Below are 24,887 nucleotides of genomic sequence, written 5' to 3' on the forward strand. Positions count from 1 at the left end.
CCTGAAATTCTTGTGGGGTGGGCATCTTGCCCGCCCAGTCAGCAAGGCAGAATGATTACAGGTTATTTGATCCACAATCTTAATCATGCGATTTCTCTGGCAGGGGTTTGATGCCCCGGAACCGTTCCTTCGCCGACTGAAACGCGACTTTCATCACCGCCTGAATTTTCTTCGGATCAGGCTTTTTACCGCCCATTAAATCCCCAAAATAGACACAGGCTCCTTCTCCCAGGGCCCAGGTATAGGCAGCAGCCCAGGATGCAGCAATCACACTGCCAAATCCGGGCAGGAATTTGATCAGTTCTCGCCCAACGGCTTGAGCCAAAAATCCGCCAGCGATGGCACTGGCCACGCCGCCCGCCTGGGAGGGAGAAAGGGTTTGACCATACAAATTCCCCAACACACCGATCATAGAAACTTGCAGGGCGGTGAGAACGGGCATCGTCGCAAAGGGCAGGGGCACAGCGGCGATCGTGGCAGCCATGATGGAAAATGCCGTCATGTAGTGCCGTCCCACATCTCGATACAGGTTGCCCAACTGTTGCCCCACCCCTTCATCTAAAAGCTGATAAATCGTACGAGCCTCTGCTTCGGGCAGCAACTCCGCCAGCATATCCCGAAAGGCTTCCAGTCCGTAAAAGACGGGATCATAGCCATCTTCCTCCAGGGTGAAATCAATCAAAACACTGCGATCGAACAACCCTGTGAACACTTGCTGAATTTCGGTATAGGCTCGCTGAATCTCCGTAAAGTCGGGGGGATAGGGAGGATGCTCGGTGGCAAGAGAAGGGTACAGTTCGTGCAGATTGGTGACAGCTAAGAGACAGGGAATATCGGGATGCTGTTTGCGTAACTGTTGGGCAATTTGCTGGAGCGTGTCCATCGCAAAGTCATTAATCTTAACCGTCAGGATCAAAACCCGGGCGCGATCGGACTTTTGTTTGAGTTCTGCCGTCAAGTCCTGAACGATCCCTGGTGTGTTCTGAGCAATGTCCCCCAAGCCAACGGTGTCCGTGAAAATTAGTAAGGGTAAATCATCAGAGGGATAGGCATACTGTTTCGTGTGCTGAGTATGGGGACGAAATCCCTGACCCACAATTTCAGCCGAAACTCCAGTCAGCCCACGGACGATCGAGCTTTTACCCGCCTGGGGTTTACCCACCAAAAGCGCTTCCGTTGTGGGAAGTTCTGCCCGTACCGTTTCCAATATTTTGGCGAGCTGCTCCTCATCCACGTTGAACCACTGCACCACTGTTTGAGCAATCTGATCGACGGGTAGCCGTTGGGTGATCTGATTGGCGATCTGGGTAGTCGTCTGATTCCACAGCTTCAGAACTGGATTGGACTGCTCCTTTCCCTTTAGCTCAAACGTTACCGCAGAAATGGCTTCAGGCGTGGTTTCAGAGGCTTGATTTTCAGATTGATTCTCAGTCTTCCCAGGGGCAGGAGTCGATTCGGGAGAATTTGTGAAATCAGCATCATGTGGCTCCATCATGCGATTCATCCAATGATTAGACAAATAAAGCTGGGGCGTTACGGATGACCTCACTAGAGTGATTTGGCGATCGATGGCGATCGGTCTATCCCTGCCCCCGCTTTCTCATACTAGTAAAGGATGGGCACAAACAGAGCCAGACTTGCAGTTAAACTAACTTTCCGACTGACCAACCAAAAGGTTAAGTTCGCTTCAGGTAAGGTTTCAGCCGTTGCGTTAATCGATTCATGCCATTCATTAGAGGCAGCTCCCCTACAGGTTGGGGTCGATCGCCTGGGGTGAGTGCAGTCCGTTGCTCCAGTCCATGCAGTTGGGCAATGATGCTTTCAACATGACCATCGCTGGTAAATTGCTCCAGGAAGAGTTCGTAGGCTTGTTGAGCCTGGGCCGCCGCCACCTCAGGATGGTTGAGCAGGTGGAGAATGGCTTGTTTGAGTCCGGCTGGATCTTCCGCTTCTACCCCTGTCACAATGCCCAGATCAATCAGCGTGGATGCCAATCCGGGGGTGCGTGTGATCACCACTGGACGTTTGCAGGCCATAGCTTCCATTAACACCGTCAACCCAGCAGAATAATGGTTGTACAGCAAGCTAACCACAACGATATCTGCATCCCGGTAAAGCTGGCGCAGATCCGGCCAGTCGTAGTGTTGAGCCACCATATTGCTGGGCATCACCTCTGGAAAGGCGACTCGCGTAGCGGCAGAGGCATTGGGCGACACGGCACAGGCCCGCACGTCGAGGTCTAAATCCTGAGTTGCCGCAGCTAACGTCCGATAGTCTCGTTGTTCTAACCCGGCACTGGCAATCAGGGGTCGTTGTTTGTCCGCCGACATCGGGCCAGGATTGAAAAACTGAGCGTCTGTCTGTTCGGGATAGACAAAAATTTCATGGTCGGCAAGCTGCAAGTGCTGTTGTAGAAAATCGGCTTTCTGCTGAGTGTTGGTCATGATCAGTTGAATCGGTTTGGCCCAGTTCAGGAGCTTGGTCAGGATCTTGGGTCTGGGGCGATCGGGAGCCATAATCATCACCACCAACTTCGCCCGAATGCCACGCAACGCACACAAAATTGCCAGCGGCAATCCAATGTCTTCACCCGCACAAACCACCAGATCTTCACTGCTCAAGTCTGAGGACAACTTCCGGGCTAACGCCCAATGTTCGGGTTGTCCGATGATGCGAGCCAGGAGCCGATCGAAACGGGTGACGATCGTTTTGTCGGGTTGGTGAACAACTGCATTCAATTGCTGTTGCAAAATCCACATTGTATGCCGGGGACACAAACCCATTTCAGCTTTGCGTTGAATGCCATCTAAGTCAAACTGCCGACTGAGCGCGATATGGTACTTCAAGTTGCCCTCCAGGATTTAAGACAAGTTTTCAGGAATGAAGAGATTAGGGAAGCAAATAATAAGACATGAAAACCAGAACCATAAACAGCAAGGGAACATGAAAAACCCATGCTCCATCTAACTGATGGTTGCACCACAATAAATCTGGCTTAATAGAAAGCGAACGATACGGGAGTGACTATAGAAAAACCGCCATATATTCAGCTAAAGAACCAAAAAATGGAATGGATGATGGAATTTTTATAGATCCCGAAAAGTAAGTCTAAATCGACCAGTTATCACACACGACTACATCAGACCAGACAACATCCTGGAGTGTTTAAAGGATGCTGTATGCTGACTCGACTAGCTCCTTGGAGCTATTTAATACACACTTTTGACCTCAAGCCCCGATGAGTGAAAATTTCAGGTAAGTAATTTTAGTTATAGAAAATTGCTATTCACGCTAATCAGGAGACAGTAACCTGTACGATTTGCTTGAAATTCACCTATCCATTGCTGAGCACTAGTTCTGCTAAACCAAAGCTTTTCTAACACTCAACCCAAATATGAAATTGATGCTGATATAACTCGCTCCGTAAAAATGAATGTATGACGTGTTAATTACCGGATAACGGATTCAACCTCGAAACGATCGAACTTCAACGTTGAATCACTGTGAGGCACTGACTAGAGAGAAATCGGACTGAGGTAAACCTTTTGTCCAATTCGTTTGTTCGTTAAACTGAGATTAAATGATCGAATTTGACCAAAGGAAGTCTTTGATGCGAGGCCTCACTAATTCTTCATATTCCCTACCCCTGTCAAGCGGTTTACTGTAAAAAATCCATAAAGCTATGGGGAACATGCTGAGTCGGTGCGGGAAAATACGGTTAGTGATAGTACTGATGATCAGAATTGCAGTTCCTACTGCTCTAATACTCCAAAAACAGGGTATCCAGCGTCTCTGCGGGTGGAGCAGGTTCCGATCGCCTGGGCGGCTGAACAGTAGGTGGGTTGCTCTGAGTTTCTGTGCTGCGGAACTGTTGGGCGGTTTTTTCCAGCGTGGAGACTTGCGTTTCCAGCAAAGCCAGGCGATCGACAATCTGCTGCCGTCGTTGATCCATTCCCTGAAGCTCTTGCTGAAGCCGTTTTTTCTCAATCACAAGCTTATAGATATCTAAAAATGCGGTTGCCTCAGACTGCTGCCGTGGCATGGTGCTAATTTTGGGGCGAATTTGACCTCTGGCTGACTGCTGATACATGGGGGTTCACCGCTAAGTTGCGCCTTCAGTATTCCCAGCCCGACAATCAGAGCTGCAACGCTTACAAATTGTTAGGATTTTTTGCTGGAAAATTTACAACATCGTGTCATCAGCTACAGTTATTGGAATTCCGATCGCAGAACAATAAGGGTTTATGGACAAAGAACCGTCTTCTACTGGTTTTGTCAATTTCCTTAACGTTATGAAGCCCCGAATTATTGTCTGCGGTTTGGGTCGTACCGGATTCAAGGTCTATAGCCTCTTAAAGCAACAGGGGGCAATGGTAATTGGCATCAACGATCGCCCTTTGCCCTATCTGGAAGCGGAAATTGCAGCCAGCCATATTCTGATTGGTGATATGTGTGCGGCATCGACTCTGATTGCAGCCGGAATCCAGGATGCCCATACGCTGATATTATCCAGCAGTAATGACCACAGCAACCTGGCCGCCCTGACTCAGGCACGGGTACTCAATCCCCACATCCGTATTATTAACCGTTTATTCAATGAAAGTTTAGGCGATCGCCTGGATCATATTCTGTCCGATCATTTCTCCATGAGTGTGGCGGCTCTATCGGCTCCCGTCTTCGCGTTTTCAGCTCTCGGCAACCGGGCGATCGGGCAGTTGCGGCTGTTTGATCAGCTCTGGCCGATTCGAGAAGAGTACATTGACGAAACCCATCCCTGGCGCGGCCGCAAGCTAAGTGACCTGTGGGACGATACTTCCCGGATGCTGATCTACTACCTGCCTGCCCATCAACAGGTGGATCTGGTAACAGCCGTAGTGTCTGGACGGCACCTTCAGTTGGGCGATCGGCTCATCATTGCCACTCAACCCCGGATTCAGGCAGTACAGAACACCTTCCGGCAACAGATGATCCGCATGCTGACGGGCTTCCGCTATTTCCAGCAGCATATCCGCCCCATGATTCTGGTGACGCTGTTTCTGTTCCTGACGATTTTTGCAGCCACCTTCACCTACATGATGGTGAATGCCCACGTTTCCGCAGCAGACGCACTCTACTTCTCGGTGGGTATGATCACGGGAGCCGGGGGGGCAGAGGAAGTAGCCGAATTGTCTCCAGACAGCATCAAGGTGTTCACAGTGATGATGATGCTGGTGGGGGCAGCAGTCATTGGGTTGTTCTATGCCCTGTTGAATGATTTGGTGCTGGGAACACGGTTTCAGGACTTCTGGAATAAGGCGCGAATCCCCCACCGCCATCACTATATTATTTGCGGATTGGGAGCAGTCGGCGTACAGATTTTGCGCCAGCTGCATGCTAACGGCTGCGAAGTGGTGGTGATTGAGCGTGATCCCAACAATCGATTCCTGAATATGGCGCGATCGCTGAAGGTGCCTGTGATTCAGGGGGATGCCAACATTGCTGCCACCTTACAAACAGCCTATCTGTCGGGTGCGTCTGCCGTTCTTGCCGTCACCAGTGATGATGTCACCAACATTGACATTGCCCTGACGGTGAAAGGAATTGCCCCCAGAGTCAAGGTGATTGTGCGAAATCAAAATCCTCAGTTTGCTGAACTGTCTCAACAGGTGTTTGACTTCGATGCAGTGTTGAGTCCGGTGGAGTTGGCGGCTCCTTCGTTTGCTGCGGCTGCGTTGGGGGGAAGGGTGCTGGGCAATGGCTTAACGGCTGACATTCTCTGGGTTGCCCTCTCAACGCTGATTACCCCCGCCCATCCTTTCTGCGGTCGGCTGATCAAAGATGTGGCGATGGATTCTGATCTGGTGCCGCTCTATCTGGAAGCAAAACGCCAGACTGCCCACGGTTGGAATCTGCTGGATGTGGAACTGAATCCGGGAGATGTGCTGTACCTGACGATGCCTGCCACCCATCTGGAGCAATTGTGGCGAACTCATCCTGCTTCAATTTCACTGCGGCTAACATAAATGAAATTGATTGTGCAGAAATTGCACATCCCGTAAGGGCACACAGCAGTGCGCCCCTACAGGCAATCTATCTGCCGTGCAAACGATTTGAATCAAAATGAGAATTGCTGACCGTAACAATTGTGACTTGATTTGCTCGATCGATTAATGCTACGCTCATCAGCTATAGCTGTCTTTCGGGTTGCACAGACCTGGGGGTAGCTGGATGACCTGGAGACGAAATTCTCTAACGGAGGTCAAGCGCGCCTGGCAAGCAATACGCTTAACCTCCTGACCCAGACTATCTGAGGTAGTCCAGGCTAGGGTGTATGATAACACCCGGTGCTTGCGGCCTGCCCTGTCTGACATTGAGGGCTAGTCTCTGGGGTTTCTTCAAACCCTGGAACACAAGGAGATTCATACAATATGTCCGACAAACTATTCGGTCTGCCTCCTGAAGGCGATCGGCTGATTTCCCCTGCCCGGCGATCGGTCAAAATTCTGATGATCGGCCAACCCAATGATGTAGAAATCACGATCGCCCGTCTGTATCAATGCGATTTTTGCCGAGTCGAAGACTGGTCAAAACCCCTCCCCTTCTCGCAAATTCAACAAGCCACCACCAAAGAACCGGGTGAAATTATGCGAATCTACGTGCGATCGATGACCCTCTAAGCCAGGGCGCACAGCGGTGCAGCCCCTACCATTTACCATTTTGATTGTCCTCTTGTGGGGTGGGCATCTTGCCCGCCCAGTCAGCAAAGTGAAGCGATCGCACAGGCGATTGAATCCACGATCGTACATCGGTTTCTTTAGGGCGATCGGCGGAGTACTTGAGACGAATGGCATTTCGCACCTGATTTAGCAACTTTTTAGAAGGTAGTTGCATAGAGAAAAGTAGATGCATAGCGCACCCAATAGTGCACCTTATCTATGCAAGGAATAGGAATCTGAAATTATGCGGAAAGATTCTGGCTAATCAGGTCAAACGGAGTATTATGCGGAAATAATCGGCATAAGTAGTAATTTGGGATCTTATGCGGAATCGTTCTGCCTATCCACCTAATTTGGGATCTTAGGCAGAAATAATCTCAGTAGATCGCAAATTCTCTAGGAAAGGGGTAGGGTCAGGCTAAACGCATTAAAACAAAGCCATGACGATCTACCCAAGTTCATTATCGCCTGCTCCAGCTTTGACGGATGAAGCGACGTTGGAGGTAGCCCTCGACTGCCTATTGGAACACTTATCCCTGGACATGCAAGGTGGATACACACTCCAAGATCTGTTTGAGATTTTGCTACGGGCCGCCAGTCGCAGCGATAGCATTGAACACACAACACAACGATTGGAGGGCGTACCCAGTGGCAATGGCATTCGCTATCATCTCGATAAGTTAGACGATATCACAACTCTGGAATCTCAACTCAATGCCGCTCTGCAAAGCCGCATCCCCCCAAAAATTCGTAAGGGCAAGCATCGTATTGCCATTGACCTCCATCTGATTCCCTATTACGGCAGTGTGAACGTCGCCACTGAGCCTTACATCTACCGCTCTCAAGCTAAGGCAGGCACGACTTCGTTCTTTGCCTATGCCACCGTCTATGTGATTTGTCGTAACAAACGGGTTACTTTGGGTATTCATGCCGTTGTTGGACGACAATACCAAATAGATGAGAACGACGACTATTTGACCGGTGAGCAAATCGCACTGGCTCAGTTTTGAGATCGTAGACCCGTGAGAGATCGCACCTAAGACCAGCGACAACTAGATAGAAGTCGTCGCAACCATAGAAAAGCACTAGATCATTTCTGTATTGAACGCAGAACGAGAGCTAGTGCCGATGCTACAACCCTACCAAGTTCAGGTGTATATGCGAGCACGAGAGGAAGGCTGCACGCAGGTGCAATCGGCGAAGATCGCTGGATGCTGTGAGCGCAGCGGCCGACGAATTGAACGTGGAGAACGCACAGAGCGTCTGCCCGAAGAGCGCCACTGGCGCAGACGCTCAGACCCCCTCTCTGGAGTATGGGAGCAGGAACTCGAGCCGATGCTCAAACGAGAACCACGCTTGGAAGCGACGACACTGTATGAGTACCTGGTAGAGCGCTACCCTGGGGAGTATGAGTCAACCTTGAGAACCGTGCAGCGGCGGGTACAGACCTGGAAGGCGCTGCACGGCGACCCGAAAGAAGTGATGTTTGAGATTCGCCACACGCCGGGTGAGATGGGTCTGTCGGACTTCACGGAGCTCAAGGGGGTGACGATTACGATAGCCGGAGTGCCGTTCGAGCATATTCTCTACCACTACCGCTTAGCCTACAGTGGCTGGCAGTACGTGCAGGTGATTCAGGGCGGCGAGAGCTTCATTGGTCTATCCGAAGGGCTGCAGAACGCGCTGGCGGCGTGTGGCGGAGTACCAAAGCTGCATCGCACCGATAGTTTGAGTGCGGCCTACCGCAACATGGCCGGCAAACGCCACAAGCCGTTGACCCAGTTGTACGACCAGCTGTGTGAGCATTATCAGATGCAGCCGACACGCAACAACACCGGTGTAGCACACGAGAACGGGGCTATAGAGGCGTCTCACGGGCACCTCAAGCGCCGCCTCATCCAGCAACTCTATCTCCGTGAGAGCGTTGACTTTCCATCGGTGGCCGCTTACCAGGACTTTATTGGACAGGTGGTGGCAAAGCTCAACGGCAAGTGCAGCGTCAAGTACGAAGAGGAGAAGCAGCATCTACAGCCGCTGCCCCGCTACCGCGTTGCTGATTACGAAGAGGTCATCGCCCGGGTCAGTCGCTTCAGCACCATCACGGTGCGCTGCGTCCTCTACAGCGTCCCCTCGCGTTTGATTGGCCAGCAGTTGAACCTGCGACTCTACCATGACCGATTGGTGGGCTATCTGGGGCAGCAGCAGGTGGTGGAACTTCCACGGATTCGGGGGTCTGGAAGCGGCACGCGACGCCGCGCCCGCTGTATCAACTACCACCACATCATTGAGGGACTCAGGCGCAAACCCAGAGCGTTCCTCTTCTGTACATGGCAGCAGGACATTTTGCCCAATGAGCACTGGCGGACCCTGTGGTCGCACATCAGTGAACAGTTCGACCCGGATAGCGCCGCCAAACTCATCGTTGAGGCGCTCTTCATCGCTCATCAAACAAACCAGGAAACGGCGGTTGCCGACTATCTAGAGATGCAGCTGCAAACGAGTCAACTGACCTTGAATGGCTTACAACGCCACTTTGGAATCGTTCCCCGCTCCTCGATGTCCAACCTCAATGTTCACCAACATCCCCTGGATTCCTATGACCAACTCCTCCCCTCTCATGGACTCGATAGTGCCGATACCCCCCAACCAGAGCAACCCGCATCAGACCCTCAGCCTCACCCTCAAACACCTGCGCCTCTCCCACATGCTCAACCACTGGCAGAGCATCGAAGCCAAGGCCATTCAAGAGAACTGGTCCTACGCGCAATTCTTACTAGCGCTATGCCAACTGGAGGCCGACCGTCGCGCTCAAGTCCGCATCCAACGCGCTCTAGGCGAGGCCCAACTCCCACCCGGAAAAAGTTTTACGACCTTTGAGTTTGACCATTGTCCTACTCTCAATAGCGCTGCTCTGATGCAACTGGTGCAACACACCACTTGGCTGGAGCAGGCGGAAAACCTGATTTTGCTGGGGCCGAGCGGTGTCGGCAAAACTCATCTGGCAGCAGCAGTCGCCCAACAAGCGATCCACCTGGGCAAACGCGTCAAGTTCTTCTCAGCGATGGCGTTGGTGCAACAGTTGCAGTACGCCAAGCTCCAACTCCAACTCCCGGCTACCTTAGCCAAGCTGGACCGCTTTGACCTCCTCATCCTCGACGACCTCGGCTATGTCAAAAAGGATGAGGCGGAAACCTCCGTTCTCTTTGAACTGATTGCTCATCGCTACGAGCGTCGCAGCCTCCTGATTACCGCGAACCATCCCTTTAGCCAGTGGGATGCCATCTTCTCTGACTCGATGATGACCGTCGCTGCGGTCGACCGCCTCGTACACCATGCACTGATCATTGAAATCCAGGCAGAGAGTTTTCGTAAGCATTCAGCCGTTGAGCGCGCTAAACCCAAGCCATAGTGTGATGCTCTGAGTTAGCGATCTCGTGTTGAGTCGTTGCGCTGTTTTATCTATCGATAGTGCATCTATCTTTTGAGATTCTCCTACCTGAGGGTCTCTTTTTTGATATAGGACCTGTCGTCTGTGAAATGACAGGTCTTCTTTGTGTCGTTGTCGATTTGCTCTGTCTAGTTGTCACTCTAGGATGTCATCTAGTTCTGCCCCTTGGAATCGGCAAACCAATAGTCATTCACCGGCACGAATAGTTGACATTTCACAGCATCAGCATTACAAAGACCGTTTCGGTATCGAGACCAGCTACAGGATGAAAAATGGGTGCCGTATCCGCACCACGAGCAAGAATCCAGTCACCCGTTTGCTGTTTGTGGCTCTGGCGTTTATTTTGGTCAATCTCTGGGTGTATTTGCTCTGGTTCTTTGTGAGCCGTACTCAACGAGGAGGACGGGTCGTTTACCGAGAACTCTTTAGTCTCAAGACCATGTTGGAGTTTCTCTCTCAGGCTGTCGAGCGACATTTCCCAGTCATCACAGCCATCTATTTACCCTCTCTAGAATGAATTTGCGATCTACTGAACATTGCTAAAAAGTGGACGATGCCTATCAAAGATTGGAAGGCGGCACTCAACCGTTTTGCCATCGAGTTTGAAGATAGGTTTCCGCTTTAACTTTGCTCCCTGACACAATCTGTTTGACATATCCCTGCGTCTGTTCACCCTCATCGAGTTTGTCGTGCGTCGTCAACTCGAACAAGACAAAACCGAGTTAGCCGGACTCTATGCAGGCAATCCCAAACGCGCCACCCGACGCCCTCGACTGAATCCTTGTTAAGAGCGTTTGCCGGAATCACGCTATGCCGACTCCCTACCGGAGACTACTACACAACCCCCTTAAGTTCATTGCAAACCCAGATCCTCTCCTTGATGGGCATTCCCCCGAATCTCTATCAACTGCCAAACCCCCCATCCGCTTTTCTGACCGCCGCTTAGCAACTTTGTACTATGGCAACGGGCAACAATATTCTCAATCCCCCTTCAAAATCAGCGAACCGACCGTCATAACTCACAGACAATCCGAAACCCAATAAACTTATTGCGGGTAGATGGATTATCTCGATCGCGGTAGGCCGATCGACAAGTCCAGGGATCTTTGTTCCAGGCTCCACCACGCAACAGGCGGGGAAAGTGGGGCGTATCCTCCAGTAGCCAGGCTCTACCATCGGTTGGCGCATTTTCGTAGGAATCATGCCAGTGATCCAGACACCATTCCCAAACATTGCCGTGCATATCGTGCAGCCCAAAGGCGTTGGCTGGGAAAATGCCGACGGGGGTAGTTTCTTCCCGGTACACGCCCTTCGGCCAGAGCCAAAGGTGTGATTGCCGTTGTAGTTGGCTAGATCGGGAGTCAGGGTTTCACCAAAGTGGAACGGGGTCGTGGTTCCGGCACGGCAGGCGTATTCCCACTCCGCTTCCGTCGGCAAACGGTAGGTGCGCTGGCGGCACTTAGAAAGGCGGGCACAAAACTCGATCGCATCTTCCCAGGACACCATTTCCACGGGCCGATCTTTACCTTTAAACCGAGCCGGTAGGGGGTCGAGGTCCGCTGAATCTGTGGTAGGGCTGCGATCGATCGCCACTGGGCTTGCGTTACCGGAAACATACTCATGAAAAAAGGGGCGACACTGACTGAATGCAGCGGCATTTCGGCGGGATCAGGCATCTCATAGTCAGCCGTACCCATGCCAAAGATGCCACCTGGAACGCCCACCAGTTCCAAAATCGTGCCATCTCCTAAATCATCAGAAATGATTTCAATTTCTCGCGCTCGTCGCAGGGTTTCCTGCCCTCGTAAATTCACCGTCAGCACATCGACCTTCATCGTGAGAACATTGATGGTGGAACCCAGGGATTGGGCGATCGATTGGGTAATGGATGGATTGCTGGGAGGCGAAGGGGAAGGAGCAGGTTCTGTATCAATCATGCTCTGGAGGGCTTCCAGGGCTTCGCGGGCAGAGGAGTAGCGGTGAATGTGGCGATCGCGCACCATCTGATCGAGAATATCCGCCAGACGATCGCTGACTTCGGCTCGATTGCGCCAGATCACCTCTCCGGTTTGCGGGTCTTCCGGGAGGGAAAGGGGGTAGATTCCGGTCAAAGCTTCGATGCCAATCATCCCCACCGAATACACATCACTGCACAGGTGGGGCTTGCCTTTGGCCTGCTCCGTTGGCATATAACCCAGGGTGCCAATTACCACAGATGTCGCAATCTGACCCATGGGATTCACCGCCATCGTTCCCAATTCCTTGACCGCTCCAAAGTCAATCAGCACCAGTTCACCGTTCAGTCGGCGCATGATATTTTCCGGCTTGATATCTCGATGCACCACATTGTTTTGATGGACATAGACGAGAATCTGCAAAATATCCCGCAGCATTCGCACCACATAGTCTGCATTGAGTCTTCGACCAGGGCGAATTTCCTTTCGCAACGAATGGCCTTCAATGTAATCCTGGACGATGATCAGCTCTCCTTCATCCGCGAAGTGCGCCAACAGTTGGGGAATTTGGGGATGCCGTCCCATGCGTTCCAGAATATCTGCCTCTTTTTCAAACAGTTCTAGAACTCGGTGATCGGTGTATCCCGGCTTCAGGCGTTTGACCACGCAAAAGGGTTCCCTGGGGCGTTTTTGATCTTGCGCTAAATAGGTTTCTCCAAAGGCTCCTTCACCCAATTTTTCCAGGATTTTGTATCGCCCATCTAGCAGTTGTCCCAGCATGGAAATTCACTCGACAGCACACTTTGAGTATATGGCAAGGCGTTAAGGGTGAAGGACATTATCGGGCATGATGACGTTTCGCAGGTTGGCGGTTGAGAGATTGGTATCGAACAGATTAGCATTCTGCAAGTTGGCTCCCTGGAGGTTGGTGCGGTGCAGGTTGGCTCCCTGGAGATCGGCTCCCTGAAGGTTGGCACGGCGCAGATCGGCTCTGGAGAGGTTAGCACCTCGGAGTTTGGCCCGATCGAGCATAGCTCCTGATACATTTGCTCGACTCAGGTTTACCCAACTCAGATCCGCTCCCGTCAACTGGGCTTCAATCAGGGTTGCCGCGAAAAGATCGGCTCCCACCAGATAGGCTCGGATCAAAATGGTTTTGTAGAGGCTGGCTCTCGCCAGGTTCACCTCCATCAGTTCTGCCAGATGCAGGTTAGCCCGGCTGAGGTTGGCTCCACTCAGGTTAACGGCCATTAACCGGGCGCGATCGAATTCAGTCCGGGTCAGGTTGGCATCACTGAGATCAGCTTCCTTCAAATTGGCCTGCCGCAAATCAGTGCCAATCAAATCCGCCAGGCTGAGATCGGCTTGAATCAAGACAGCCTCGCGCAGATCCGCCCCCCGCAGGTTCGCCCCTCGCAGGTCGGCCCCGGTCAGGTTTGCGCCAATCAGATTCGCATCGATCAGTTCCGCCTCCGTCAGATCCGCATTCGTCAGATCCGCTTCATAGAAGTTCGCCTTCCGGAGTTTCGCCTGCCGTAAATTGGCCCTGACCAGTCGTGCCTCCAGCAGGTAAGCCTGTTCCAGATCAACCTGGCTGAAATCAACGCCCTCCAGATCAGCATTCCGCAAGTCCGCCTGACGCAAATCTGGCCAAACCTCCGGGTGTCTGCTCCGCCAATCTGTCCAGGCAACCGCTCCCCATTTCAACTGTGAAAGATGTTCTGCCCTCGCCATTGTCCTGCCCCAGTCAACCTGCTCCTGCCTGCCTGTGATTCCCCAATCCACCCTGCCCATCGGGTGCTATTCATTCCGATTTGCCACCAGGACATCCCGGCCTGCGACATTTTCGATCGCCTCCAGGGCCGCCGTTGACCCAGCAATAATGTCTCGCTCTGCGCCACCCAGGTAAAGCCGCCCAAAGCTACCGACCGCTGAAATATGGAGGATGTTAATCAGGGCTGACTTCTCCGCTTCGTTGGCGGCTAACGCAGCATAGGCAGCCGGTTCCACCTCCAAAACATAGAGGCTTTGCCCAGCCAGAATCATGTTGCCCCTACGGGTACGATTGATCAATTGGGTGTGGTGAGCATCGATATTTCGGATGATTTGGCTGGAAATCACACGCGGTTTGATGGAATCCCTGCCCGTACCCCGATCGCCTCCAAAATGGCTCGTCCGGCGGCCAGGGTATCACTTTGCTTGTTGGCATGAATTTCCAGCAGACCATACAACCGTTCAATCACCAGGACTCCGGGCCGGACAGAAGCCGCTTTGAGGGCAATATCCATCAGGCGGTTAATTTCCATGCCCGGCGAAATTTCTACCCACAGGGAAGAATCCCCCGGTAAAGGCAAAAAACCCAGGGCCTGAGTGCCCAGGTAGGCAGCGTGCTGGGACTGCAAACTATCTAGATAAACGTAGCTACGAAGATCAATTCCCAAGGTTCAATCTCAACGATCGGCAGTGTCTAAGCTTTAGAGGATGCTTTATAAAGTCCTTCTGTTGGTAGCAAAACGGTTTGGATCCCCCTAAATCCCCCTTAATAAGGGGGACTTTGAGTTCGGTTCCCCTTTTTTTAAGGGGGGTTAGGGGGGATCTCAGGTGCCCAAAAGCACAACAGAACACTTTTCAAACACCCTCTTAGGGTTTGGCTGCTCAGTTTCCCAATCAACCTGCCCCCATTATCGCTGAGTGTTCACAAAATTTAGGAATTAAAAAATCGAAGCCATGACCGCGCCCCAGGATTCGTACCCGCGCAAGCTGAGATGAATGCCGTCTGTGGTGAGATCGCGGCGGAGAATCCCCATTTCATCGTTGAAGGCATAGTGCAGGTTCAGAAAGTCCGTCCCTTCCTGTTCCGCTGCATTGGCGATCATATAGTTCAACCGACGAATGCGATCGGTGGGTAGGGCTGCCAGCCGAGTCGGCAGAATGGAATGGACAATCACCTGGGCATTGGGATGGTGATACCGCAGTTGGCGCATAATCTCCCGCAGGTTGCTCACCACTTCGGTATCCGTGGATCCTCGCCGCAGATCGTTAATGCCGACCATAACGTGAATGGTGTCAGGATTCGTGTCTCGAATCGCCGAGAGCCGTTGCAGTACGCCCATCGTCGTATCACCAGAAATCCCCTGATTCAGCCAGAAGCGATCGCCAGTCAACAACTCTGGCGGAAACCACAGGGAGAGGGAGTCCCCAATCATCACCGACAGCTTACTGTCCCCCTGTCCCCCGGCCATGGCCTGGGCTTCCTGGTTGAGCAAGCGAACCCACTGATCGTAGGTGGGCTGGATTGCGGTATTCATCCACTGTTCCTGAAAGCTGTCGGTTGGGAGACGGGTGTAGGTGGCTCCAGCCTGTAGGGCAGCCTGACGCTGTTGGTACAACTGGCCGCCGTTTAAGGGACGGGCTGGCGCAACGGGCAGAAAGCTGGACGGAGCATCACTGATGGCTGCATCAGGTGGGGAGGGTGTAGTGGGAGAAATGGGAGGGGCGGGGAGAGCGGGGGCTGACTCCGAGGAATAGGAAACCGATCGCAGTTGAAGAGGAGAACTAAATTCGGGGGGGGCAACTTCGATCGAGGTAATCGCGTCTTTCGCTACCGTTTTAGGGTGAATTGTGTTGCAGAACCGAGCCAGCCCAGTTTCAACGGCCGCAGGTAAAGAGCTGGGGAGCTTAGATATGGGAACCGTTAACGGCCCTCCTGGAGCTTGTCCTGGAACGAGCAGACTAACCGCAAGGAGACACAATTCACTCATCGATTCAACCTCTCTGGGAAATCGAGATTTCCTCCCTCTGCCTCAGTACTATCCCTGAGGTAAGGCAGGCATCCTATTCACTTTCACTATTGATCTTCCGAATGCTCAGGACGAGTTCCTAAAAGTTCAGACAATTTTCATAGAGAAAATCGGTGGTATGCCTCCCTTCCATCAGTAGAAACTCGGAAGTCCCCAGGGAAACATTTCAACTGTTCTGGCTAAACTGCCCTGAAAAAATATTCATGGTACGATGGGGCGATTCACCGATTGTGATTGCAGCATTTGCAGGTGAAATTTGCAAAGACTTTATAGAAAATTTTCGGGGTATAGAGAACCCTTACGGAAGGACGGAGACAGAGTGTCATGAGCTACAGAATGGATCGGCGCGCCTATGCTGAAACCTTTGGCCCCACCGTAGGCGATCGGCTGCGGTTGGCGGACACCAATTTGATCATCGAAGTGGAACAGGACTACACCACCTACGGCGATGAGGTCAAGTTTGGCGGCGGTAAGGTGCTCCGGGATGGCATGGGACAGTCTCCGATTTCCCGCAAGGATGGGGCGGTGGATGTGGTGATTACCAATGCCCTGATTCTGGATTGGTGGGGGATTATTAAAGCCGATATTGGCATTAAAGACGGCAGAATTAGTGCGATCGGCAAGGCAGGAAATCCTTACATTCAGGACAATGTCACTATCATCGTTGGCCCCAGCACGGAGGCGATCGCGGGGGAAGGCATGATCCTGACGGCAGGCGGGATTGATGCCCATATTCACTTCATTTGTCCTCAGCAGATTGAAACGGCCATTGCCTCTGGAGTAACGACGATGATCGGGGGAGGAACGGGCCCTGCAACGGGAACCAATGCCACCACCTGCACCCCCGGAGCCTGGAATATTCACCGAATGCTGCAAGCCGCAGATGCTTTCCCCGTTAATCTTGGTTTTCTGGGAAAAGGGAACGCGGCCCAACCGAAGGGATTAGTCGAGCAGGTGGAAGCAGGGGCGATCGGCTTAAAGCTCCATGAGGATTGGGGAACCACTCCAGCGGCGATCGATACCTGCCTGAGTGTGGCGGAGGATTACGACATTCAGGTGGCGATCCATACCGATACGCTGAATGAAGCAGGATTTGTGGAGGACACGATCGCAGCCTTTAAGAATCGCTGTATCCACACCTACCACACGGAAGGAGCAGGCGGAGGACACGCGCCCGATATCATCAAGGTTTGCAGTGAGTTGAATGTGCTGCCCTCTTCAACCAATCCAACTCGTCCCTACACCGTCAACACCCTGGAAGAACACCTGGATATGCTGATGGTCTGCCACCACCTGGATCGGGGCATTCCAGAAGATGTGGCCTTTGCTGAGTCTCGCATTCGCCGGGAAACGATCGCCGCCGAAGATATCCTCCACGATTTAGGGGCCTTCAGCATGATTTCGTCGGACTCCCAGGCGATGGGGCGCGTCGGGGAAGTAATCTGTCGCACCTGGCAAACGGCCCACAAGATGAAGGATCAGCGGGGTCGTTTAGCGGGGGATAGCGATCGCAATGACAATACCCGGGCCAAGCGGTATGTCGCCAAATACACGATCAATCCCGCCATCACCCACGGCATTTCCGATTATGTCGGTTCCGTTGAAGTCGGCAAGCTTGCCGATCTGTGCCTGTGGAAACCTGCTTTCTTTGGCGTGAAGCCCGAACTGGTGATTAAAGGGGGATTCATTGCCTGGGCCCAGATGGGGGATCCCAACGCCAGCATTCCTACCCCCCAGCCCGTCCACATGCGACCGATGTTTGGGAGTTATGCCAGGGCCATGAGCAGTACTTCGCTGACCTTTGTATCAAAAGCGGCCTACAAAGCTGGGATTGCTGACGACTTAAAGCTCCAGAAAAAAGTTGCCGCTGTATCCGGCATTCGGAAGCTGACGAAAAAAGACATGAAGCTGAATGATGCCATGCCCCAGGTGGAGGTCAATCCTGAAACCTATGAAGTTCGGGCGGATGGAGAACTGTTAACCTGTGAGCCGGCCTCCGTATTACCCATGGCCCAACGCTATTTCCTGTTCTAGCATCCTCCCAAACCCTCGACCTCACGACGATCGCTCGATCTTCTCGATCGCTCGATTCTCGATCCCGATCCCTGAGCCTCAACCCTAATTCCCATCCGGGAACACCTGTACCCGACCATCTGGATCGAGCACCAGCCGGACTTGCAGGGAATCTATCCCCTGGAGCGGTGAGACAAACGGTTCATCCATCAACGGCATATTGGTGCGATCGACAAACTGTTCAGAAGCTGTCCCCATGGGCGTGATCAGCCGGATCGAGCCGTTGGGGTTGAGTTGCAAGCGATACTGGATGGTTTGGGACATTTCTGCGGGCGGCTGCCAGTTTTGCAGAAAATAATTCCGAATTTCGGCGATTTGCGGGTGGGTATCGAAGGCGGTGCCGCTAGCCGCTGCGATCTGAGCATCACTGGGGTCTGACTGAGCCAATTCCGCTCGACTGGCAGTGGAAGCAACCTGGCGATCGGCTCCGTAGGAGGGCAATAGAGCGGCAGTGGGCAGTCCGTTGGGATCGGTGGGAACGGCATTGGCTAAGGGATCGGACAGGGAAGCCTGGGCAACATCCCCATCAGGAGCCGCATCCACCGGGACATCGGAAGGAACCAGAATCACGGTTCCAGAAGCGGGATCACTCCCCGCAGCACCAGAGGGCGGTAAGGCTGCCAACTGATCAGGGGATACAGAGGTAATTCCTACCGGCGGCAATTCTGCCACACCTTCCGGTTGGAGGGCTTCCGTGGGCGGTTTGGGAGGAAACTGACTCTGGAGCTTTAGATCTAACTCAGAGGGGGTTGTGCCAGAAGCGGGGACAGGTAAGCGCGCCAGATCCGATCGCTGGATTGAACTGATTTCTGCATCACTGGTCTCTGCCGATTCAGAAGAAGCGACCTGAACGGGAGAAGCAATATCCAGCACAAACTTCGTGACGGCTCCGGTTGCCCCCAAAGCCAGAACGAGCACAGCGGCAACCTTCGTCCAACTGGCAGGAGACTTCAACCAGGCGGGTCGGCTGAGGGCAGGTAGGCTCAAGGCTTCTGCTCGATACTCATCCAGGGCATTGGACAGGTCAAATAGCTGTAGGGTGTTGAGGGCTACACTTGACCCGGTTTCACTACTTGCCAACGTTCCCAGTTCCAACTCATGGGCCAGGAGTCCCTTCGGCTTCAGGTGAATTCCTGCATCCGGAACCCGCTCATCCACACCAGCCTCCTTTGGAAAGGGCAACAGCTTGGCAGAATGGGTTGCCTCCTCCAGGTGAATCACCGATCGATGGAACTGTTCTGAAGGCTGGGCTAACAAGCTTTGAACATAACCCTCTACAACCTCACACAGGGCTTCTAGCTGGGATCGATCGCCATGAATCTTGACCTGTTTTTCGGGCGGCAAGGTTGGATCGTCAAAATTCAACTGGAATCGCAAGTTCTTTAGCACCGTGCGATCCGTCCAACGGGACAACACTGAGCCTGTCGCCGCGATCTCCAGCGTACAAGTTGGAGGAGTATATCGACGTAGAACAGATGTGGACATGAGCAAAACGCAGGATGTAAAGGTCAGTGATGAATCAAGGTCAGGTGCAATACACCGGAAGAAAAAGCGGCAGCCTACTCTCTACTCCCCACCTCACTCTCGAACCGATCGTTCAAGTAACGCCAACCATAATCGACGCGACCCATTCGGTGCACTATAGAATAACAAGTCAATCAGCAACTTTAGTGCCAGATGAGTCAACTGTTCCGAGGGGATGCTCTCCCCGTCGTCCATTCGCTCCTGGTAGGTATTGCTGAAATTATCAAGATAATCCCCCAGGAGTGCTGCCTGGTGGAGTTCACGGTTTTGCTCCGTCAACTGCTCCAGGAGGGTGACCGCCCGCCGAATCAGTTCCTGATGCTGTTTGGCCAGATGGCAGGTGATTAACACCAGGGCCCGTGCTTCTTCTACATCAAGACGTTTGCGCCCCTGTCCGCGCCGCAGCGGGCTGGACTGACGTAACCGCCACAAAGAAACTCGATCGGCCACCACGCTGGTCAAGTTCAAATGAGAGGCTGCCTGAAGAATGGCTTCAGAACTGACGTTAGCCAGTGCTTCCAGGGCCAAAAGCACCAGATCCAACTGAGCTTTGATATTGTCCAGCTGAGTTGGATCGGGCTGACTCGTTAGGGTCAACTCGTCCCAGGCAGGCTTCGAGGTGTCTGACTTCATCGTGGAGGGCATAGTTTCAGGATAGGAAATTCAGCAGGAATTGGGGATGCAGTTACAAGTCTTGAAACAAGACGACCAAATTGATCGTCAAGTTTCCGTTAACCTGTGCCTCGATCTGGGGCATCGACCTGTAGTATTTTGAAAAAAAGTAGCTTGGATTGCGTAGGATGATACAACACCTGAGCCAGATATTAAATCGGGAACGACTCGTTCAATATTTTTCAGTGTCGGCCCTGGCACTGATTTTGATGATACAGGTATGGCTGTTTGGGGCAGCCGCAGCCCTGGCAACCGGAGCCTATAGCTTCCCTAATGTATCCCCTGGGGAGCCAACCTGGGTTATTGATCAGGCCAGTGTGTTGAGCCGCCTGACGCGCGGAGAAATTAGCACTCAGTTGGAAGAATTGGCGGAAGCAACGGGTAAGGAAGTCCGCTTTGTCACCATTCATCGTCTGGACTATGGAGAGACGATCGAAAGCTTCGCCAGTCAACTATTTGAGAAATGGTTCCCGACTCCAGAAGCCCAGGAGAATCAGGTGCTCCTGGCTCTAGACAATGTGACCAATGGTGCCGCGATTCATACCAGCGAGGGGCTTCGATCCATTTTGCCAGAGGAAACAGCAACTAGCATTTCCCAGGAAACGGTCATGGTGCCGCTGCGAAATGGGAATAAGTACAACCAGGCGTTTTTGGATGCCAGCGATCGGCTTGTAGCGATTCTATCTGGTCAGCCGGATCCAGGGCCACCTGTGATTGAGGTGAACATTCAAACGGAGGGTACCTTTGCGAAAGCGGAGGAAACGGACAGTAAGAGTGCCACTATCATCGTGGTTGCTTTATTGGTTGTTGCCACGGTAATCCCCATGGCGACCTACTTCCTGTATCAAGCGTTTCAGTAACTTCCAGGCTTTGTTAAAGTTCGGGTAATGCTATTTCGTAAAGGATAGAGAAAAACCGTAGGCCGTCATCTTGGCTGCCAGTCCACGCAGGCAAGAGTCCTGCACGACGGTTGGATCAACCCGCTGCATCAATTTCTTTCGTCTTTTACGAAATGGCACAAGGAATGTAAATTTAATAATCCGAAATTCTTGTGGGGTGGGCATCTTGTCCGCCCAGTCAAAAAAGCAGAACGGTGAACAGCCCACTCAGTCAAAGAAGCAGCACGATGAACAGGTGATTTAACCCACGATCCTAACTAGCAGCCCCTGCGATTCAGTTCGACAACCTTTTAACCAGAAGGCACCAGGAGGTAGGAGGCAAATGGGGTAATCAGATTTTGGAGTAGGCAGATCTCTGCCGCAAAGCACCAGCGTACTCAGGCTAGCTGGCTCATCCACTCCGATCCAAGTCACAGTCACTCCGTACTCGAAGTGCCCGCCTTAGTTTTGATTAATATTTTTAAACTTTTGCGACTTACTGTTCTGGAAATTTTTCACTGAGAAACAAACTTAATCAAAACATTAAAAGATAACTATCATTGTTCAGCAAAAGCTTAAGGATGAGCTAGCCCATTTCCGCCTATAATATTCACCAGATTTAGGATTTTCCTAAGATTTAACCCAATCCCAAGATGAGCTTTAACAAAAAATCTTAATGTTTTGTTGACTGTCTCTGACTAAGTGATTTGTTGCTCTGGAGTTTCTGGAGTCAGCTCTCTGGTGGAGGCAGGTGGTAAGGTGAGCGGCAGGAAGCAATCTCGGAAATTGAGCGGCTGATGCAGTAGCAGTTGCAACAACAGTTACAGTAACGGTTGTAGTGAAAGTTGCAGTAGCAGTGGATCAATCCCCAACTGATGCAGTGATACAGGAGGAAGCAATGGCTGAACAGGAAAAGACTTCAACGAATGGCGATTCAACTCAGGTCGCTGCACCCAGTGGCGGCAAGCTGGAGTTGTCCAAGAAAAAGGATGAGAACGGACGGAATGAATCAGGTTTAGCTTTGCCTGGTAAAGGGGACATGGAAGTCAGCAGTTTTTCGGCTGCTGGACTACGCCCGATCGGTGCAAGCCACATGGATGTCTACGGCACGATCTTGAATAACCGCCCCGTGATGGCAAGCCACCTCAAAGTATTAGAATATTTGCCCGGTAATCGTCCGATTTTTGCTAGCGAAATTGTCGTACTGGACAATCTCTCCCTGCCTGGCGGTCGCCCCATTCTCGCCAGCGATCCGCTGCTGCTTCAGGGCAGCTCGCTACCCGGAGGTCGTCCGATCGCTTCTAACGAAATTGATGACAGCGAAACCTTGATGGGATTTATTGACTAGGACTATGAATTAAGTCACCTGGAGAATGGGATTTGGTTTGGGCTTGGCAGTACCAAACCCTGGTACTGGGAATCGGGATCTAATCTAATCGGGATCTAATCTGATTGGCGGTTCCATGCGGCTGGCTCCAGAACGGATATGATATCCATGCCTCCAGACACGTGCTAATCCATCTCATTTTTTATCTATACGGTCAGGGTGAGGCATCTCACCCTTTTCGTGGCCATCCCACGCTGATTTTATTGCTCCACTCCTCCTGCCATGAACCGCAACCTTATCACCATCAGTAACCGTGATCTCGTTTACATTTCTTTGTTTGCAGCGATCGTGATTGTTTTGGGACTGATTCCAGCCATTCCACTGGGATTTATTCCGGTTCCGATTACTGCCCGATCGCTGGGGCTGATGCTGGCGGGTTCATTGTTGGGGGCAAAGCGGGGAGCGTGGGCGATGGCACTCTTTCTAGTGCTGATTGCGATCGGGATTCCCCAAGCATCTGGGGGCAGTGGACTGGGGGTATTTTTAGGGCCGAGGGGTGGTTTCTTGCTGGCGTTTCCGGTGGCAGCCTGGGTGATTGGCTGGTTGACCGAGCGGTTCTGGCGACGGTTGAATTTTCTGAATGCGCTGTTGTTTAACTTAATCGGTGGCGTAGTGGTACTGTATGCGATTGGGGTGCCCTGGTTGGCTCTGGGTGCAGGATGGAATGTTGCCCTGGCTTCGATCGCGTTTTTGCCGGGGGATGTGATTAAAGCGGTTATTGCGGCGTTGGCGGCTGTCACCATTAAACGGAGCTATCCCTTGATTAGAGGATAAGCTGACCGATCAATGACGCACCTTGCCGATGGATTTGTTGCCCACGCCCTTCAGAATTCAGATCAGTTGGCGATCGGTTTTCTGGATGGGCAGTTTTCTGGCGATTCCTCTCCCAAGGTTCAGTTACGCACTTGCACCTATGGAGAGTTGTTGACTGCGGCCCAGAAAGTGGCTGCGATCGTTGCACCGTTAGTCCAAAATAAGCAGAATCAAGCTGAACGGATGGCTGGACTGAATCCAGTGCTCCAGAATACGGTTCGGATTGGATTATTGCTGCCAAACTGTCCTGAATTTCTGGAAATTTTTTTGGGGGTGACGATCGCCGGCGGTGTAGCAATGGTGTTTGATCCGAAGTGGACGCTGGATCAGGTACAGCAAGTGATTGGGCGATCGGCTCCTGCTCTGGTGTTTGTTGCATCGGAGTGGGTGGCGCAGATTGAAAAGTCCTTCCCAAACTTGCCTCTAATTTGTGTGCCCCAACGACCTGAGGCGGAAGAAGCGACAGCAATCGGTAATATCCGCCCAAAGAGTCAGACTCCAGCAGCTAAACGGCAGAACCTGTGCAGCGTAACGAGTGAGGTCAGTGGGCGCGAATCGAGCGAGGCGAGTAATACTCCCTTTTACGTTGGATTTACCTCTGGAACGACTGGAATTCCCAAGGGGGTGGTCAGAAGCCATCAGTCGTGGGTAAATAGTTTTGCTGCCAGCCAAATTGAGTTTGGCACCTGTGCCGCCGATCGGATTCTGGTGCCTGGCTCTTTAACCCATAGTTTGTCCCTCTACACTGCGCTGGAATGCCTGAATGCTGGCGCAACGCTGTATTTACTCCCTAAGTTCAGTGCGAAAGCAGTTCTCAGATTATTAGATTCCCAGCAAATCACCGTTCTGGTGGCGGTTCCGGCCCTGCTCAAACCGATCGCTAAACAGATCATTTCACAAACTCTAACTTGTCCTGCTCTGCGTACTGTCATTGCCGGTGGTTCTAAGCTGGATTTGAGCCTGCGATCGGAATTGCCCCTAGCATTTCCGACGGCTGAAATTCTGGAATATTTTGGAGCCCTGGAACTGAGTTTTATTAGCCTGGCGACTTCCCGTGAAGCCGTGCCCCCTGACTCGGTGGGGCGATCGTTTCAGGGGGTTGAGTTATCTATCCGGCAGCTAGATGGAGCAGGAGAAGCGGCGATCGGTGAGGTCGGCTGGGTTGGGGTGAAAAGTCAGATGTTTAGCCTGGGATATCTGGAACAGGTTGAGTCATCAGAAAGCGGCTATCGGGTGGTGGATGGCTGGGCAACGGTTGGGGATCTGGGCTGGCAAGATGCAAAGGGCTATCTGCATCTGGTCGGACGAGAACAGGACATGATTCTTAGCGGAGGAATCAATATTTATCCAGCGGAAGTTGAAACGGTTTTATGCAGCCTGCCCGAAGTCGCTGATGCCGTGGTAGTGGGTATACCGGATGGCGATCGAGGTCAGGTGGTGGGGGCAGCCATTCAGTGGGTGGGGGCACCGTTGTCTCGGTCGGAACTGCTGCATCGATTGCGGACTCAGCTTGAACCGACTAAATTTCCCCGATATGTCATTACGGTCGATCAGTTTCCGACCACATCAACCGGAAAAGTCAGGCGATCGGTTGTACGAGAACAGATTGTTGGGGCGGTTAAAAATTAAATTGGGTTATTTC

Annotated in this window: 20 protein-coding genes and 4 pseudogenes; 11 read left to right on the forward strand and 13 right to left on the reverse strand. The window is 52.3% G+C overall.

Annotation, left to right across the window (positions count from 1 at the left end; genetic code table 11):
- Window positions 1–79: 79 nt before the first annotated feature.
- The 3 genes from ACM1PF_RS05810 to ACM1PF_RS05820 all read right to left on the reverse strand — a co-directional run bounded on the left by ACM1PF_RS05810 (window position 80) and on the right by ACM1PF_RS05820 (window position 4,090).
- Window positions 80–1,495 (reverse strand): YcjF family protein, encoded by a 1,416-nt coding sequence (locus tag ACM1PF_RS05810; RefSeq protein WP_416673056.1) that lies wholly within the window; start codon window positions 1,493–1,495, stop codon window positions 80–82.
- Between the two features lie 181 nt (window positions 1,496–1,676).
- A complete protein-coding gene (locus tag ACM1PF_RS05815; RefSeq protein WP_416673059.1) occupies window positions 1,677–2,846 on the reverse strand; it encodes a glycosyltransferase family 4 protein in 1,170 nt (389 codons plus the stop codon).
- A 914-nt stretch (window positions 2,847–3,760) separates the two neighbouring features.
- The gene (locus ACM1PF_RS05820; RefSeq protein ID WP_416673061.1) at window positions 3,761–4,090 is read right to left on the reverse strand and encodes a hypothetical protein; all 330 of its coding nucleotides are present in this window, start codon (window positions 4,088–4,090) and stop codon (window positions 3,761–3,763) included.
- A 202-nt stretch (window positions 4,091–4,292) separates the two neighbouring features.
- Between ACM1PF_RS05820 and ACM1PF_RS05825 the strand changes: the two genes are divergently transcribed.
- Complete coding sequence (locus tag ACM1PF_RS05825; RefSeq protein WP_416673063.1) at window positions 4,293–6,002, forward strand: potassium channel family protein; 1,710 nt, start codon at window positions 4,293–4,295, stop codon at window positions 6,000–6,002.
- Window positions 6,003–6,407: 405 nt separating this feature from the next.
- Entirely contained in the window at window positions 6,408–6,656 is a 249-nt protein-coding gene (locus tag ACM1PF_RS05830; RefSeq protein ID WP_416673066.1) for a hypothetical protein, read from the forward strand.
- A gap of 25 nt (window positions 6,657–6,681) precedes the next feature.
- On the opposite strand, the gene ACM1PF_RS05835 is transcribed toward ACM1PF_RS05830, so the two are convergent.
- A complete protein-coding gene (locus ACM1PF_RS05835) occupies window positions 6,682–6,870 on the reverse strand; it encodes a hypothetical protein (RefSeq protein ID WP_416673067.1) in 189 nt (62 codons plus the stop codon).
- A gap of 265 nt (window positions 6,871–7,135) precedes the next feature.
- Between ACM1PF_RS05835 and ACM1PF_RS05840 the strand changes: the two genes are divergently transcribed.
- The 4 genes and pseudogenes from ACM1PF_RS05840 (at window position 7,136) to ACM1PF_RS05855 (ending at window position 10,660) form a co-directional block, all read left to right on the forward strand.
- The gene (locus ACM1PF_RS05840; RefSeq protein WP_416673069.1) at window positions 7,136–7,705 is read left to right on the forward strand and encodes a hypothetical protein; all 570 of its coding nucleotides are present in this window, start codon (window positions 7,136–7,138) and stop codon (window positions 7,703–7,705) included.
- 148 nt (window positions 7,706–7,853) lie between these two features.
- Window positions 7,854–8,921 (forward strand): annotated as a pseudogene (gene istA / locus ACM1PF_RS05845) (IS21 family transposase); the annotation flags it as partial.
- A 391-nt stretch (window positions 8,922–9,312) separates the two neighbouring features.
- The gene (istB, locus tag ACM1PF_RS05850) at window positions 9,313–10,104 is read left to right on the forward strand and encodes an IS21-like element helper ATPase IstB (RefSeq protein ID WP_416670327.1); all 792 of its coding nucleotides are present in this window, start codon (window positions 9,313–9,315) and stop codon (window positions 10,102–10,104) included.
- Between the two features lie 304 nt (window positions 10,105–10,408).
- Entirely contained in the window at window positions 10,409–10,660 is a 252-nt protein-coding gene (locus tag ACM1PF_RS05855) for a hypothetical protein (RefSeq protein WP_416673070.1), read from the forward strand.
- Between the two features lie 495 nt (window positions 10,661–11,155).
- Here ACM1PF_RS05855 and ACM1PF_RS05860 read toward each other — a convergent pair whose 3' ends face one another.
- From ACM1PF_RS05860 to ACM1PF_RS05885, 6 genes and pseudogenes are all read right to left on the reverse strand, one after another.
- Complete coding sequence (locus ACM1PF_RS05860) at window positions 11,156–11,449, reverse strand: formylglycine-generating enzyme family protein (protein ID WP_416673073.1); 294 nt, start codon at window positions 11,447–11,449, stop codon at window positions 11,156–11,158.
- An 86-nt stretch (window positions 11,450–11,535) separates the two neighbouring features.
- Window positions 11,536–11,649 (reverse strand): annotated as a pseudogene (locus tag ACM1PF_RS05865) (formylglycine-generating enzyme family protein); the annotation flags it as partial.
- Between the two features lie 125 nt (window positions 11,650–11,774).
- Window positions 11,775–12,878: pseudogene (locus ACM1PF_RS05870) on the reverse strand (protein kinase domain-containing protein); the annotation flags it as partial.
- A 42-nt stretch (window positions 12,879–12,920) separates the two neighbouring features.
- Complete coding sequence (locus tag ACM1PF_RS05875) at window positions 12,921–13,832, reverse strand: pentapeptide repeat-containing protein (protein WP_416673075.1); 912 nt, start codon at window positions 13,830–13,832, stop codon at window positions 12,921–12,923.
- Window positions 13,833–13,898: 66 nt separating this feature from the next.
- Window positions 13,899–14,539: pseudogene (locus ACM1PF_RS05880) on the reverse strand (hypothetical protein).
- Window positions 14,540–14,809: 270 nt separating this feature from the next.
- Window positions 14,810–15,859, reverse strand: coding sequence for a GDSL-type esterase/lipase family protein (locus ACM1PF_RS05885; RefSeq protein ID WP_416673077.1), 1,050 nt, complete (start codon window positions 15,857–15,859; stop codon window positions 14,810–14,812).
- A gap of 363 nt (window positions 15,860–16,222) precedes the next feature.
- Here ACM1PF_RS05885 and ureC point away from each other — a divergent pair, with 363 nt between their 5' ends.
- Window positions 16,223–17,932, forward strand: coding sequence for an urease subunit alpha (ureC, locus tag ACM1PF_RS05890; protein WP_416673080.1), 1,710 nt, complete (start codon window positions 16,223–16,225; stop codon window positions 17,930–17,932).
- Between the two features lie 84 nt (window positions 17,933–18,016).
- Here ureC and ACM1PF_RS05895 read toward each other — a convergent pair whose 3' ends face one another.
- Together ACM1PF_RS05895 and ACM1PF_RS05900 are read right to left on the reverse strand one after the other, a co-directional pair.
- On the reverse strand, window positions 18,017–19,456 hold the full coding sequence (locus ACM1PF_RS05895) for a DUF4335 domain-containing protein (RefSeq protein ID WP_416673081.1): 1,440 nt from the start codon (window positions 19,454–19,456) through the stop codon (window positions 18,017–18,019).
- Window positions 19,457–19,549: 93 nt separating this feature from the next.
- Window positions 19,550–20,140 carry a DUF3038 domain-containing protein gene (locus ACM1PF_RS05900; protein WP_416673083.1) on the reverse strand — a complete coding sequence of 197 codons (591 nt, stop codon included), beginning with the start codon at window positions 20,138–20,140 and terminating at the stop codon, window positions 19,550–19,552.
- 155 nt (window positions 20,141–20,295) lie between these two features.
- Between ACM1PF_RS05900 and psb32 the strand changes: the two genes are divergently transcribed.
- A complete protein-coding gene (gene psb32, locus ACM1PF_RS05905) occupies window positions 20,296–21,027 on the forward strand; it encodes a photosystem II repair protein Psb32 (RefSeq protein WP_416673086.1) in 732 nt (243 codons plus the stop codon).
- A gap of 30 nt (window positions 21,028–21,057) precedes the next feature.
- Here the strand turns inward: psb32 and ACM1PF_RS05910 are convergent, their stop codons facing one another.
- Window positions 21,058–21,231: a hypothetical protein gene (locus ACM1PF_RS05910; protein WP_416673088.1), complete on the reverse strand. Its 174-nt coding sequence runs from the start codon at window positions 21,229–21,231 to the stop codon at window positions 21,058–21,060.
- 652 nt (window positions 21,232–21,883) lie between these two features.
- On the opposite strand from ACM1PF_RS05910, the gene ACM1PF_RS05915 reads away from it, so the two are divergent.
- From ACM1PF_RS05915 to ACM1PF_RS05925, 3 genes are all read left to right on the forward strand, one after another.
- The gene (locus ACM1PF_RS05915) at window positions 21,884–22,393 is read left to right on the forward strand and encodes a hypothetical protein (RefSeq protein ID WP_416673090.1); all 510 of its coding nucleotides are present in this window, start codon (window positions 21,884–21,886) and stop codon (window positions 22,391–22,393) included.
- 261 nt (window positions 22,394–22,654) lie between these two features.
- Complete coding sequence (locus tag ACM1PF_RS05920) at window positions 22,655–23,206, forward strand: biotin transporter BioY (protein WP_416673092.1); 552 nt, start codon at window positions 22,655–22,657, stop codon at window positions 23,204–23,206.
- A gap of 12 nt (window positions 23,207–23,218) precedes the next feature.
- A complete protein-coding gene (locus ACM1PF_RS05925; RefSeq protein ID WP_416673094.1) occupies window positions 23,219–24,874 on the forward strand; it encodes an AMP-binding protein in 1,656 nt (551 codons plus the stop codon).
- The last annotated feature ends 13 nt before the right edge of the window (window positions 24,875–24,887 follow it).

Source organism: Egbenema bharatensis FJBBOT/2019 (genome assembly GCF_048077055.1).
Lineage (GTDB): Bacteria > Cyanobacteriota > Cyanobacteriia > Elainellales > Elainellaceae > Egbenema > Egbenema bharatensis.